At 66.6% G+C, this 13,744-nt stretch carries 13 protein-coding genes; 6 read left to right on the forward strand and 7 right to left on the reverse strand.

The features are described 5' to 3' along the window. Positions 1-353: 353 nt before the first annotated feature. Entirely contained in the window at positions 354-971 is a 618-nt protein-coding gene (locus NF4_RS11500; protein ID WP_063127242.1) for a suppressor of fused domain protein, read from the reverse strand. Between the two features lie 350 nt (positions 972-1,321). Between NF4_RS11500 and NF4_RS40020 the strand changes: the two genes are divergently transcribed. After that, on the forward strand, positions 1,322-2,056 hold the full coding sequence (locus tag NF4_RS40020; protein ID WP_063127243.1) for a TAXI family TRAP transporter solute-binding subunit: 735 nt from the start codon (positions 1,322-1,324) through the stop codon (positions 2,054-2,056). Here NF4_RS40020 and NF4_RS39200 read toward each other — a convergent pair. Continuing rightward, positions 2,016-2,207: a helix-turn-helix domain-containing protein gene (locus tag NF4_RS39200; RefSeq protein WP_232330413.1), complete on the reverse strand. Its 192-nt coding sequence runs from the start codon at positions 2,205-2,207 to the stop codon at positions 2,016-2,018. The genes NF4_RS40020 and NF4_RS39200 overlap by 41 nt on opposite strands. Then, entirely contained in the window at positions 2,135-2,992 is an 858-nt protein-coding gene (locus NF4_RS11510) for a GlxA family transcriptional regulator (RefSeq protein ID WP_063127244.1), read from the reverse strand. The genes NF4_RS39200 and NF4_RS11510 overlap by 73 nt, the downstream gene beginning before the upstream one ends. A gap of 151 nt (positions 2,993-3,143) precedes the next feature. On the opposite strand from NF4_RS11510, the gene NF4_RS39205 reads away from it, so the two are divergent. Then, positions 3,144-3,824: a DUF4254 domain-containing protein gene (locus tag NF4_RS39205; protein ID WP_232330414.1), complete on the forward strand. Its 681-nt coding sequence runs from the start codon at positions 3,144-3,146 to the stop codon at positions 3,822-3,824. 826 nt (positions 3,825-4,650) lie between these two features. Next, positions 4,651-4,833 carry a hypothetical protein gene (locus NF4_RS39210; RefSeq protein WP_232330415.1) on the forward strand — a complete coding sequence of 61 codons (183 nt, stop codon included), beginning with the start codon at positions 4,651-4,653 and terminating at the stop codon, positions 4,831-4,833. Positions 4,834-5,097: 264 nt separating this feature from the next. On the opposite strand, the gene NF4_RS11525 is transcribed toward NF4_RS39210, so the two are convergent. The 4 genes from NF4_RS11525 to NF4_RS11540 all read right to left on the reverse strand — a co-directional run bounded on the left by NF4_RS11525 (position 5,098) and on the right by NF4_RS11540 (position 9,398). Then, entirely contained in the window at positions 5,098-5,424 is a 327-nt protein-coding gene (locus NF4_RS11525) for a DUF4333 domain-containing protein (protein ID WP_063127247.1), read from the reverse strand. Positions 5,425-6,217: 793 nt separating this feature from the next. Next, a complete protein-coding gene (locus tag NF4_RS11530) occupies positions 6,218-6,856 on the reverse strand; it encodes an Rv0361 family membrane protein (RefSeq protein WP_157120179.1) in 639 nt (212 codons plus the stop codon). A gap of 200 nt (positions 6,857-7,056) precedes the next feature. After that, positions 7,057-8,091 (reverse strand): transglycosylase SLT domain-containing protein, encoded by a 1,035-nt coding sequence (locus NF4_RS39215; protein ID WP_084533043.1) that lies wholly within the window; start codon positions 8,089-8,091, stop codon positions 7,057-7,059. A gap of 239 nt (positions 8,092-8,330) precedes the next feature. After that, positions 8,331-9,398 (reverse strand): phage tail tip lysozyme, encoded by a 1,068-nt coding sequence (locus NF4_RS11540; RefSeq protein ID WP_063127250.1) that lies wholly within the window; start codon positions 9,396-9,398, stop codon positions 8,331-8,333. Positions 9,399-9,618: 220 nt separating this feature from the next. On the opposite strand from NF4_RS11540, the gene NF4_RS11545 reads away from it, so the two are divergent. The 3 genes from NF4_RS11545 to NF4_RS37710 all read left to right on the forward strand — a co-directional run bounded on the left by NF4_RS11545 (position 9,619) and on the right by NF4_RS37710 (position 13,742). Next, a complete protein-coding gene (locus NF4_RS11545; protein ID WP_063127251.1) occupies positions 9,619-10,170 on the forward strand; it encodes a dihydrofolate reductase family protein in 552 nt (183 codons plus the stop codon). Positions 10,171-10,306: 136 nt separating this feature from the next. After that, positions 10,307-12,568, forward strand: a complete 2,262-nt coding sequence (locus NF4_RS11550) for a glycoside hydrolase family 3 C-terminal domain-containing protein (RefSeq protein WP_063127252.1) — start codon at positions 10,307-10,309, stop codon at positions 12,566-12,568. A gap of 127 nt (positions 12,569-12,695) precedes the next feature. Further along, positions 12,696-13,742 carry a CE1 family esterase gene (locus NF4_RS37710; protein ID WP_157120181.1) on the forward strand — a complete coding sequence of 349 codons (1,047 nt, stop codon included), beginning with the start codon at positions 12,696-12,698 and terminating at the stop codon, positions 13,740-13,742. Positions 13,743-13,744 lie beyond the last annotated feature (2 nt).

Raw genomic sequence — 13,744 nt, forward strand, 5'->3', positions numbered from 1 at the left:
CCGGCGTCTCCCTATCCGCCACCGATTCGGCCGTCATCGCGCTGTTCGGCCTGCCTGCCGCGTCTCCGGTCACGAACACCTTCTCCTTCAGGCCAGGGCAGATCGCCGTCGAACCGATCGAATGCACTGCGCCCATATTCTCCGATACGAGTTACCCGGAAACCGGCCGATCCCGTCCATCCCAGCGGCCGTACCTACGGTGGGCCGCGGAGGGCACGACATGTGGATCCATCGGTTCGCGACCGAGGACGAGCCATCAGTCTGCACCCTGGAACGCCTCAGTGTGTCCTCGTTTCGGGACCTCGTCCAGAGTTTACGGGCAGTTGACATCCTCATAGCGGGAGTACCAGAGGTCAGGCGATCAGACTGGCACGGGCGGTATCGGTGACCCACAGCGGAAGACATGGCGCGATCCGCTCCAGTAATGCCGCCGCGCGGCCGCCCTGGGCAGCGGCGAATTCATCCGCGGTAATCCCGACCACCTGCAAGAACTTCAGTTCTCCGTGCGGTGTATCAATCGTCGCGAGCTCGGGGTCCTCGATGAATACGAGACCGCGTACGGCGCTCTCCGGGCGATCGGGGTCGATCCCGGCGCTCACCTTCATCGTATGTCCCGGCGCGAACCATTTACCCGAATCGAAGACATAACGACCGAGGCTCTGCAGCAGTTCTGCCGGCCACAGTGGCGGCGCAGAGCCGTCCGCGACCAGGGCGGCGCGAACAGTGAACTCGAAACCCCAGCCCGATACCTCCGAATTCGCGGACTCTTTTTCGTACAGCTCCGACATCCCGTAACCGATATAGTGCCAGTGCGGTGTAGGCGATTCCCGAGGGTAAATGCTGATTCCATCGAGCGGGTCGGGACCGCCGAGCCGCCACGGGTGCTGCGTCCCCAGATGAAATGGCGCATCGTGTCCGTACAAGCCGGACAGCGCTCGGTCGATGGCATCCCAACCCTGCGAGTCACTCACCGGCAGAACGGTACTCGACCACTCGGGCCATCCGAACGTATCTCGGGTCAGTTGTTTGTAAATTCGCCGACCCCCGCAGATGGCCACATGCCGTCGCGATGAAACGGTCTCGACGCCCCCTCTACGCGACTATCTCCGAGCGGTTCGAACACCCCGGACGCGCCGGTCACACCGCAACCGATGCGGACTTTGTTCGTAGTTTCGGAACAGCCGCCGAGGGCACCGCGGCGGTTCTCGGCAATCGATAGGCGGGCCGTCGAAGGTGCGCTGATCTCGGACTGTTCGTGACGCGGGTTGTCCCGCGTTGTGCTGGCAGGACGGTTCGAAGATATCGAGGAGCGCGGCGACCCATGTTCGGCAGCGCTGCCCGCGTGACCCTCCTCGATCGGCGCAGAATACTCCACCTGGCAACAGCAACCTTGGCTTTTACCGTGGCAGCAGCCTGCGGCGACAACGCGCGACACCGGATCCGGCTCGGCTCCGGGCTCGCAGGCGGGCTGTTCCACGAATTCGGGAACACACTGGCCGCGGCTGCCGAGCGCTCGCCGACTGTCCGGATCACTCCGGTACCCACCGCCGGATCGGTGAAGAATCTGGAACTGCTCGAAAGCGGTGCCGTCGACGCGGCGCTCACACTCGCCGATACCGCCGCGGCCACCAACAGCCGGGGACTGGCGGTAGGACGGCTCTACGAGAGTTACATCCATTTGGCCGTGCACGTCGACAGCCCCGTCCGGCACATAGGTGATCTGCGGGGTACCCGGGTGGATGTAGGCGTGGCCGGGTCCGGGGCGGCAAACAACCGCCGATGCCTCGACGACGCCATCGGATGGCCCCGTCTCGCGGGCAACGGCCATCGCGTCACTCAGTGGGCTGACGCGCGGAGTGTCCAGCCACTCGTTATGCAGTCGGGGGCAGTTTTACTGGCGAATTCCTCCCACGCCAGGTCGCCGATCCACGCGAGACAAAACCGAGGGCCCGGCACACATTCCGTGATTCGGTCGGCCGTGGTCGTCATCGGACTACCGCGCGGCACAACACGGATCACCGAGCAGCGCGCACACCCCGGATCTCGGCGACGCTGAGACCGCGGCGGCGGCGGATCAGCGCCCTGAGCGCCCCGCCACTGAGGTAGCCGACCTCCGAAGCGATAGCGTCGACTGTCAGCGTGGTGGCACGCAACAGGTACACCGCCCGCTCCAGCCGGATATCGTCGGCGAAGTCCTTCGGTGACATCGCCAGGTCCGCCCGCACCGCGCGCTGCAGGCTGCGTTGGTGACACCCAGTTCGCGGGCGGCCGTGGCGATGAGGAACTGGTCGGAGATATGTTCGCGCACCCACCGTTCGAATGCCGCGATCAGTGGATTTCCCCGGGCCATGACCTCGGGGACGATGAACTGCGACTGAGTCGTCCGGTTGCCCATGGTGAGGAACCGCGACGCACGTTCCGCCAGGTCGGGACTGGCCCGATGGATCAGCGACAATGCCAAGTCGAGATGCGAGAGGACGGCGCCCGCGGTGGTGACCTGGTTGCCGTGGCACAGGATGCGGCTCTCGTCCAGTTGCACACGTGGGTACCGCCGGCGGAAGCTCGGGCCGAGCCACCAGCTCGTGGTGGCCGGCGATCCGTCCAGCACGCCGGCTTCGGCGAGAAAATATGTTCCGGTGCAGGCGGCGGCCAGATGCACCCCGCCGAGCCGGGCGCCACGCAGCTGATCGAGCACCGGCGCGTTCGCCGCGTCGGATACCAGATCGACCAGTGCCTCCGCCCCCAGAACGTTCACCGCGGGAATAATCATGGTATCAATTGGCTGCCCGGATAATTCGGACAGCGGCGTCGTGGGGATGATATGGCCGCGTGCCGAGTGCACACTCGAGCCGAGCGAAACGGTGTGGATCGTCCACTCCGCCGGGGGTCGTTCCATCTCGGTGCGTAGCGCGTCTGCCATATCGAACGCCTCCAGTACCGCGCTCAGGCCGAAATCTGCCACACCGTCCACGACGAAAACCGCCAACCGCATGTCGGGAATCGTATTGAATGTGTCGCGTCCGGCAGTGTCCAACCCCACACATCGCCCGTAATCTCGAGGCCCATCAACGGCGGACACCCGACCGAGTCATCGTGGCGACTCTCCGGGTAGCGAACCGACCCGCCCCGGACCTGGGACAGACATGCTTGCTACCGCACGCGGAGACTCCGCGAACACCCGAAGAGAACGGGCACGCACGGCGAACACCACGGAATACCACCTACCCGCCGGAGGTGCCCAGCCCTGCCCTGAGCACCCGGGCACCGAAGTGGCCCGGGCGCCCGTTCCAGCGCATACCATCGGGTGGACGGCACAGACGCTTCCCGTTCCGGACCGAGTACCCGCCGATACCGACCCGGGTGCCGAACATCCTCTCGATCCGGCGGATCTTCCCAACGCCGACGCTCTGATCTGCGCACTCGCCGGCCGGCCTCCGGAATGCGACCTGTGCCGATCTGCCCACGCACTCGTCGAGCTCCACCGCAGCGTCGCGAAGACGGCGGAACGGACGGAGCCCTTCCGCACACGCAGGATCGCCCTCATCCTGGGTATCGATCACTGGGCTCGCCGGCTACCACCGCCACGACCCGGCGCGCGGCCCCACCCCGAGAGCCTCGGGCAACTCATCGATCGCCTCGCTACCGCAGCAGCATCCGCATTCCATCTCCTGATGACCGATGACGTCACCGGCGACCGGATGCACGCCGCGTGGACCAGGCTCGCCGAGCTCGAACTCGACTACGCGGACCTGCTCGGCGATCTTCGCAGCGGCCGCCGCTACCTACCGCACGTCGCTGTGTGGACGGAGTCGGGCGAAGGCTGATCCGTGGCCGAAGCGACCCCATTTTTGTCGCATCCGGCACTCGGCACCCGGCAGTCGCCACCGGTACGCTCGGTCCACCTTTGCGGCAGGCCCGGCCACACCCGGGCCCCGGGCGGGCGCGATCGCGCCGAGATCTCCCTCCGCTCGACCCATGGATACGGAAGGCGCAGGTTGGTTCGATGACCGGTTTACAGATTGCGGCCGCCGTGGTCGTCTGTGCCGATATCGGCATCGTGTTCGCCGCCCTGCTCTGGCCGGATTCACACGAGAACGAGCAATCCGACCACCGTACGGCAATTCTTGTCACCGCCTTGCCACCCGGCCCGGGAGAACCTGCCCGGCCACTGCGCGGTCCCGGCCGTACCAAGCTCGTGAGGGCACTCCTCGGGAACTTGTGTGCGTACGCCCAGCGACACGTTCGCCGACATTCGATGTAGATTTTCGGTGCCGATCCTCTCGCAGGTGATGCAGATGGCGCCCAGCGTCGTCGATGCCGCCACCACAGGAGTCCAGGCGTCGGCCGGAAGCATCGCAGGATCGCAACTGCCCGCGCCCACGGACTTTCGACTCGCACCACGCAGATCAGTCCCCGACGCGGGCGCCGCGAGCCGACCGGGGGCCCGGGCAGCGGAGGTCCGATGGGTCCCGGCGGCGAACCCCCGCTGCCCCGGCACGGCCGCTCGCCCCCTGGACCGGCGCCTCCGTGCCCGCCGGTACCGGTTCCACACCGTCTTCTGCGGCCACGTCCACGGCGGTTTCCCCGGCCGCGTCGCCGATGCGAAACAGTGGGCCGGGATTCATGCCTCCCGGTGGAACCGCCGGGGCAATGGCACGCGGAGCCGGTGAATCGACAACTAATTCCCTGCAAGGGCAATTGATCACCGGACAGCACGGCAACGCAGTCGTGGGCGATTTCCAGACAGCCACTCCGCCGGTGATCGGCGCCGCCGACAGCACATCGGGACCAGCGCTCGACAGGCCTCCGCCCGACAAAGCACTCACTCTGTGAACCCGGCAAGGACGCTATGGAAGATGATCCTGACCAGGCTCGGACCGCCGCCCTGACCTCGACGCACTCGCCGATCGTCGGTGCACCCGCTGCGCGACGAAGCTCCTCTCCTGCGATCCGGGCCCGTCGGCAGCGACGAGGTCTCCGCACGAGCCGCGCAGACTGTGAGCCGAGTCGCTGATTCCTACACCGAGGCCGGTGATCTCGTAGTCCGCGAAATGCGGACCACCCGGTCCAGCAAGATCTTGGTCTCTTCCGGCCGGATCAACTCGGCTGTTCGGCGTCCACTGACACGTCGATCCGACCTCGGTCTCCGGTGGCCTCGGTAACCACGACAGTGGCTCCGATAACCGTTCCGTCGCCCCGCCGCAATATGCAGCGGGTCAGTGCGTGTGCCTCGATCTGTAGCGGGCTCGGGCAATCGACCGCAACAATCTCCATATCGCCCTCTTGCTGGAGCAGATGTTCGACCGTGCGCTCCAGATCTGTTCGTCCGAAGCAATGGGCGGTCGGACTCATCGAGCACACACAGGCGCCGAGCGACAGCGCACAGCCGACGGCCAGTAGCACCGGGAGTGCGATGATGCGCACGAGAACTCCTTGCGAAAAGGCGGATTTCCCGTGATGTTTCCGAGCGGAGCCCGGAGCACACGGGAAGGTAATGAACGCAGAATGACCGCTCGCACTTGGTACTCGCTTAATTGTTCCTTTGCAGGCCGCCTGATCGATTGAATCGGCCCGAAGAATTCGATGGCTTGCGGACCGGGATATTCCAGCTCCGCTCGTCGGTCCGCCCACGCGACTCAGCGGCGGGAATTACGTTCCACAATGTCGCAGACACCGGTAACCCGACGGCTCCGGGCCCGGGAAACCCGCGGCGGATCGCCTCTCACCGTGCCGATCGACGGCCGATGTTTCCTTCGCCTGGCCGGTCGCGGACAGGCCGACCCCGTGTGCGAGTGCGGCTACAGTGTCGACGGGGGTGATGGTTCGTGCCGGTCGAGCGGGGTGGCGCCGCGCGATCGCGCGCTTCGGCAACGACGGCGCCCCCTCGACCGACGCAGCGAACCGGCGACCGGTTGGATCTCAGGGCGATGGACAGCCGACCGGCTGATCCGGCGCCGGGGCCGGGGCCGGGCTGCCGGAACCACTGACTTTCCGCCGCAACGACGTCTCCCCGATTGCGGTGATCAGTCGAGATGTCGCGGTCTGTACCGGCCAATCGTGTACAGGAATCATGTGGCACGTGCAACGCAAACGAGGTGGGTCCGGCCGGCGGCGAGACGGTTCACGACCGGGAGGTACCCACCCCGCATCGACAGAGGACGTCGGTGCCGCGGCCGACCGGAATCCGAAGTCCCGGCGGCGAGCGCGGGAGCCCGGACTACCGGCCACCCAGGCCGAAGCCCGAATCGTCCATCTCGATATCGGGATCGAGGATGCCGCATACCTTCCAGCCGCCATCCTCCTCGACCAGGTCGTAGGTCATGGTCGAAGTGGTCTCACTACCCATCAGCTCCATGGTCGTCTCGATGGTGAACGTCCCCTCACTACTACCGGACGCGACGTCGACGCTCTTCAGCGTCGTTTTCGCCTCCGGGAGATCGGAATCGGGCACGCCCGTCGGCTTGGTCGGGTTCTGCTGCTGATACTTCGACAGCTCGTCCATATCCGCCGAGCACACCAATTCCTCGGGTTCGTAATCCTGGTCGACCCATGCCTGCGCCGCGTCCTGCGGATCATCGTATTTGCCGCCGACGACCGAGCCGCCGCCATCACTGAGCAAGAAGAAGGCACCCACGCCGACGGCGATCAAGACGACGGCGACGCCGCCGACGACAGCCGCGATCTTTCCTCCGTTGCGACCGGACGGACGAGGCGGGGCACCATAACCACCGGGGGCCCCGTACTGCGGTTGTCCGGGCGGATAGGGCTGACCGTACTGGGGCTGCCCCGCAAATGGCTGCCCCGCATATGGCTGGCCCGCATAAGGCTGCCCCGGGTAGGACCCGCCCGGAGACATCGGCTGTCCGGGCTGGTGGTGGTGGTGCGGATCGGGCGATTGCGGGTGACCCATTCGACAGTCCTGTTTCCCTTGCGTTCATGCGCGGCAACGAGTGTGATGCCGCATCCTCGTACTTATTCCCCCGGGGCGACCTGACGTTAACATTGAATCGGGCGGACCGCCCCGTGTGTACGACGCCCGGAAATGTCAACAGATGGTCAATATCCCACGTATCCCGCACCCTGGGACATATTGACGATTCCCGGCACATTTTCGAGCGACCCGTACCGCTCGATGGCGTATGCGGTGCCCGCGCAGATGTTGTCGACCGGGTTCCAGATATCGGTGTGACCGGGCAGGGCGTAAGCGTTGAACGTCGGGTCGATGGTCTGCATGAGGCCTTTCGACGGTGTGCCCCTCTCCGTGGCGTTCTCGTCCCACAGGTTGATCGCGTGCGGGTTGCCACTGGATTCCTTCTCGATCATCGTGGCGATAATGGCCGCGTCGGAGTCCTTGACGTCATAGCCGTTCTCGCGGAGCACCTCGATCGCCTGGTCGATCCACTGCGCCACGTCGCCGGTGGGCATCTTGGTCGGTGTGCCGGAGGTACCGGTGATCTCGCCGCCGGACCCGGAATCGTCATCCGAACCAGAGGCGTCTCCATCACCACCGGAGGAGCGCCCGCCCATGAGGGGACTCACCGGGGAGGCGCTATTTGCCGGGGGGCCGCTACTCGCCGGGGCGCCGCCGGCAGCGCCCGACCGGTCCTGCGGCACCTGCAGGGACTTGTTCTCCAGTTCGTTGTGGGCGGACTGCACCTTGCCGACGGTGGCGCCGATGGCGTTGTCGATCGCGACGACCGCGTCGAACTGCTGCCGCGAGGTGGGATTGTCCGGGACGCCGTTGGTGATCTCGACGACCGCGGCGCGCAGATCCTCGAAATGCCCGGTGACACCGTTGGCGTCGTCGGCGGCCAGGGCGGCGAGTTCGGCGATCTGGTTGTCGAGGGTGTTCCAGTCCTCGATGTAGGTCGCGACCTGCTGATCCAGCAGCTCGTACTGGTCCGCGAGATCACCGTCGCCGGGGCGCTCGCCGGCCAGGCGGGCGAACTGCTGGGCGGTGAGGCTCGTCGCGGTACGGTCGCCCAGGCCGTCTTCCAGCGCTTTCAAGACCTTCTCGGCATAGTTGATATACGGGTTCAGGAGCGGAGCGTTCAACGGACGACGGAGTGTCCAGCTCTTTGCGACGACCATCGCCCTCCGTCCCGCGCCCAGTACACCACCACTTTCTCAACAGAGTTCCATCCGGCGCGTTGCCGAACATCCCCGCTGGTGAGAAGCTTCCGCCATTCCCTCGGCGGTGCCGCAGCGAGACCTGTCCGGAGCCACCGGCGAGAATATGGCGCGGGAAGAACGAGTCGGCACCGGAAGTTCTGTTCCCTATCGTCCTGTACAGAAGCCGACTCGACCCACCGGACCGCATTCTCGCCGAATTACGCCGGCACCGAGGAGTCGGTGGAAGCACTGACGTTCCTCATACTGTTCGCAATGCTCTCGGCATTGGCAACCCGCTGCCCGCGGTGTTCGCCGGAGCTTCGTTCATAGTTTCCGTCGAAGACCGCCGCCGCGGCGGTGGCGCTACCCGCCCCCATCAGGCTGTTGTACGCCGCCGATTCGCTGCGGGCACCCATTCCCGTGATCCCCGGGGTTCCCCGCATTTCGTGCACCATGAAGTCGATCTGTGTCTTCCAATCCGTCACCGGCTTGCCCTGCGCTGCCGCGAATGCCTCCAGGTTCGCCCGGCGACCGCTGTGCCACTGCGCCAGGCCGATTGCGCCCTCGCCCGGGTTGTACGCACCGGTGTTGAAGCCGGGGGCCTCCACCTGGAAGTTGCCGAGAATACCGGCCGCCTGAGCCGGGGAGAAGCCCTTCTCGAGCAGGTACTTGTACATATCCTCGAGCTTCGCCTTCACGCCCTCGCCGATCGGCTGCGCTGAGGCCCCGCTATAGGCACTGCCGGTGTTGGTGAGGCCGGGAACGTACGGCGCGGCCCCACCGTTGCCCGACCAGTTCTGTGCGGGGACCTCGGTGGACTTACCTACCAGCTTCGCGTTGGCGCGCAGGATCGCTTCATAGGCCACGCCGACCGCGTTGTCCAGCGCGTTCACGGCGTCGAGCTGACGGGCCGGAGAGGGGTTGTCCGGCACCACCGCGGTGATCTCGACGGCGCTGTCGCGAAGGTCTTCGAACTCCCGGCTCACCGTGTTGGCGTCTTCGGCCGCGAAGCCGGCGATGTAACCGATCTGGTCGTCGAGAGACTCCCAGTCCTCCTGATAGCCATCGACCTGCTTCATGTTGAGGTCGTACTGTTGCCGCAAGGCGCTTTCGCCGGGACGCTCGGCGGCCTTCTTCACCAGCTTCCCCGCGTTCAGCGTTTGCGCGTTCTTGTCTCCCAGTCCCTCTTCCAGCGCTTTGAGCACTCTTTCGATGTAGGTGATATAGGGATTGAGGATCGGAGCGTTGTCCGGACGATGTAGCGCCCATTCCTTCGTCGGAGCCATCGTCCACCTTCCTCAACCCGTACCGCCACCTGCATAACAGAATTCCATCCCGCGACCCGGAGTCGCCCTCCCGCTGCTGAGAATGCACGCCGGGGCGAGATCGGTGGGGCACCGATGAGAAAGCCCCTCCTGTCACGTCTACCCGAACGAGACCGACAAGCCCCGGCGGCTCACCGCAGACCGGTGCCACATCCGAGCCGCTGCCAGAAAGGACATCATCATGGGAATCATCGCCGTGCACGAATTCGTCTCCCTCGACGGGTCGTACGAGGACCCGTCGTTCACCTTCGAGTTCGGGTTCGATCCGCAGATGGGCGAAACCCTCGCCGCAATCACCGCTGAGGCGAAGGCGATCCTGCTCGGTCGCAACACTTTCGAGATGTTCGCACCGGCATGGTCCACCCGTACCGTCGAGGACGATCCGGGCGCACCGTTCTTCAACGACACTGCCAAATACGTGGTGGGCGCGCAGCAGCCGCAGGCCGAATGGGCCAACAGCACCTCCCTGGGCGCCTACGATCCCGATAAGATCCGCACGCTGAAGGACGAGATCGACGGGACCATCTATATCAGCGGTAGCGGCACCCTGGTCCGGGCGTTGCTCGCCGAGGGCCTGGTCGACGATCTGCACCTGTTCGTGTATCCGATCGCCCTCGGCACAGGGGAGAAACTGTTCACCGACGGGGCCGACACCACGAAGTTCGTTCTCAAAGGCCACGACGTATACGCCAACGGCGTGGTGCACCTGGACTACGGACCGGCCGGGTCCTGACGCGGCGGCCGGTACCGGTCCGGCGGGCCGGTACCGGCGATGCTGCCGACTGTCGCGCAACGCTGGTCGTATCCGCCACCGCACCGCTCCCAGCGGCTAGGTTCGACAGCAGTGCCGAACCATCAGGAGGAGTCGTATGCCGGACCCGATCGCGTCCATCCCGGACGACCTCGTCACCCCGCTGTCGGTCGAGCAGCGCGCCCGGCTGGGCAGTGGCCGCGACTTCTGGTCGACCGAGCCGATCGGGGATATCCCGTCGATCACCGTTTCCGACGGCCCGCACGGCCTGCGCTATCAGGATCCGGCCCACGCCGGTGACGCGCTGGGTATCGGCCCGAGTATTCCGGCCACCTGTTTTCCGCCCGCGGTGGGTCTGGGGCAGAGCTGGGACCCGGAGCTCGCGGCGCGGGTGGGGGCGGCGATCGGCCGGGAGGCCCGGGCCGCGGGGGTGCACATCGTGCTGGGGCCCGGGATCAACATCAAGCGGGATCCGCGCTGCGGCCGCAACTTCGAGTACTACTCCGAGGATCCCCGGCTGACCGCCGCGCTCGCCACCGGCTGGGTCCGCGGACTCCAGGAACACGGTGTGGGCGCGTCGTTGAAGCACTTCGCGGCGAACAACACCGAACACGAACGGATGACGTCGAGTTCGGATGTCGATCCGCGCCCGCTGCGCGAGATCTATCTGCACGCGTTCGGGCACGTGGTACGGGAGGCCGCTCCCTGGACGGTGATGTGTTCGTACAACAAGATCAACGGCGTGTACGCAGCGCAGAACCACTGGCTGCTCACCGAGGTCCTCCGCGAGGAGTGGGGTTTCTCGGGTGTGGTGGTGAGCGACTGGGGCGCGGTCGACGATCGGGTCGCCGCGGTCGCCGCCGGACTGGATCTGACGATGCCCGGCGCCGACGAGGCCGGTGATCGGCGCGTGGTCGCCGCGGTCGCCGACGGCTCGCTGGCCCCGGAGGTCCTGGAAGCTTCCGCGCGTCGTATCGCCGCCCTGGCCGTCCACGCCGCCGGCAGCGCCGATCCGGCGACCGGCTGGAACGCCGATGAGCACCACGCCCTCGCCCGTACGGTCGCGAGCCGCTGCGCGGTGCTGTTGAAGAACGACCACGACGTCCTGCCTCTGTCCCCCGGCGGGCATATCGCGGTGCTCGGCGAATTCGCGACCGAACCGCGCTACCAGGGCGGCGGATCGTCTCATGTCAACGCCACCCGGGTCGATATCGCGCTGGACGAGATCCGCGCCCACGCCGGATCGGCGACGGTCACCTACGCCCGCGGATTCGATACCGGGTCCGATTCGGCACCAGCCGATCTGCGTGCGGAGGCTGTCGAGGCGGCCGCACGGGCCGATGTCGCCATTCTCTTCCTGGGGCTCGCGGCCGCACAGGAATCCGAGGGCTTCGATCGCGACCATATCGAACTGCCCGCGGACCAGCTCGAGTTGCTGCACGCCGTTCGCGCGGTGCAGGACCGGATCGTCGTGGTCCTGGCGCACGGCGGTGTCCTGCGGCTGGCGCCCGTTGTCGGGGCCGCGGACGCGATCTTGGACGCAGCGCTGCTGGGCCAGGCGGCCGGCGGCGCCGTCGCCGATCTGCTGTTCGGTATCACCGCACCGACGGGCCGGTTGACCGAAACGATTCCGCTGCGGCTCACCGATGTGCCCGCCTACGACAATTTCCCGGGTGAGCAGGGCCATGTCCGGTACGGGGAAGGTATTTTCGTCGGCTATCGCTGGTACGACCGACGTGAACTCGACGTGAGTTTCCCGTTCGGGCACGGACTGACCTATACGACCTTCGCCTACGCCGAGCCGCGCGCGGTCTCCGACGCCGACGGTGTCACGGTGACGGTACGGGTGACCAACACCGGCGCACGGGCGGGCCGGGAGGTCGTCCAGGTCTATACGAGCCCGGTGACCTCGTCGATGCTGCGCCCGCCGCGGGAGCTCGGCGGTTTCGCAACGGTGGAGCTGGAACCCGATGCGGCGGCAGAGGTCACCGTCCGGATACCCCGGCGGGAATTCGCCCGCTGGCACGAACCCGCCGGTCGCTGGATCGTCGAAGGCGGCGAATACATTCTGTCCATCGGGCGTTCCAGCCGGGATCTGCCGGTACGCGCGACCGTCCGGCTCGACGGGGACGAGGTTCGGGTGCCGCTCACCCGGGAGTCGGCATTCGCCGAGGTCATGGCGAATCCGGTGGCGGGGCCGGAACTCGGCGCGAAACTCGGGCCGCTGATCGGTGAGCGCGGTAGTTCGGCGGGTACCGATCTGGGGGTGGATATGGCGCGCATGATCGGGTCCATCCCCATCGGGCGAATCGCGCTGAACCTCGGTGGGCTGATGACCGCCGAGGAACTCGACGAGCTGCTGGCCCGCGCGAACGGCTGAAACACAAGGCGGGATTCACGGCACGCCCCTGCCGGTCGGAGGCGCGCCGCGAACACGTCCAGGGCCCCTACTGCGCGAATTCAGAAATGCGGCAAGCGGATTACCCCGGGTTGCCATGATCTTTAGCATGAACAGAAATGCTATTTCCGCCGGACGCGAGCGACTCCGGCACTTCGCCGGATCCCGAGCAGTGCCGGCCGTATTCGCGGTCGTCGTATCCCTCGGCCTCACGGCGAGCCCCGCCCACGCCGAACCCGCGACCCCGGCTCCGCTCCCTTCGGCAGGCTGTGCGGCACCGCAGCCACGACCCGGCACCGAGGCGCTACTGTTCAGCTCCCGCGGGATCTCCGGTGTCTACGGCCGGGATATTCCCGCGGGCCCGGACCGGCCCCTGCCGGTGGTCCTGGACCTACACGGATATCTCGAACCCGCGTTCATCCAGTACACGAGCACCGAGTTCGGTACCTACGGACGCAGCCACGGCTTCGTCACCATCACCCCGCAACTACTGCGCCCCGGCCTGCCCCGCTGGGACTTCGGCCCCGGCTCGGCCGATATCGGCTATCTGGCGGACCTGCTCGCCGAGGTGGAATCCACGCTCTGCGTGGACACCCGCCGGATCTACGCCACCGGGCTGTCCATGGGTGGCTTCACCACCTCGTCACTGGGCTGCCAGCTGGCCGACCGGATCGCCGCCATCGCGCCGGTCGCGGGCCTGGCCGATTTCGCCTGGTGCACGCCGGCCCGCCCGATGCCGGTGATCGCCCTGCACGGCACCGCGGACCCCATCGTCGCCTACGAGGGTGGCACCGGCCCGAACGCGCGGCTGCTTCCTTCGCCGGACGGCTCCGGTTCGGCCGACCCCGCTCATCGGAGACCGAATGTGGGAGGGCCGGGCCCGCACTCGGTTCCGGAGAATGCCACCGCCTGGGCCCGGCGCAACGGATGTGCGAGCGAGCCGGTCGAGCAGCAGGTCACCGGCGATGTGATCCGGTCGGCCTATCCGTGCCCGGCGGGAGCCGAGGTCCAGCTGTGGTCGGTCATAGGAGGCGGTCATCTCTGGTTCGGCACCCCCTCGGAGATCTTCCCGGTAGCCCTGGTCGGCGCCGATACCCAATCCATCAGCGCTACCACGCTCATCTGGGACTTCTTCCGCGCACACGCGCTGAACTGATA

Origin of the sequence: Nocardia fusca NBRC 14340 (assembly GCF_001618425.1) — a bacterium.
Taxonomy (GTDB): domain Bacteria; phylum Actinomycetota; class Actinomycetes; order Mycobacteriales; family Mycobacteriaceae; genus Nocardia; species Nocardia fusca.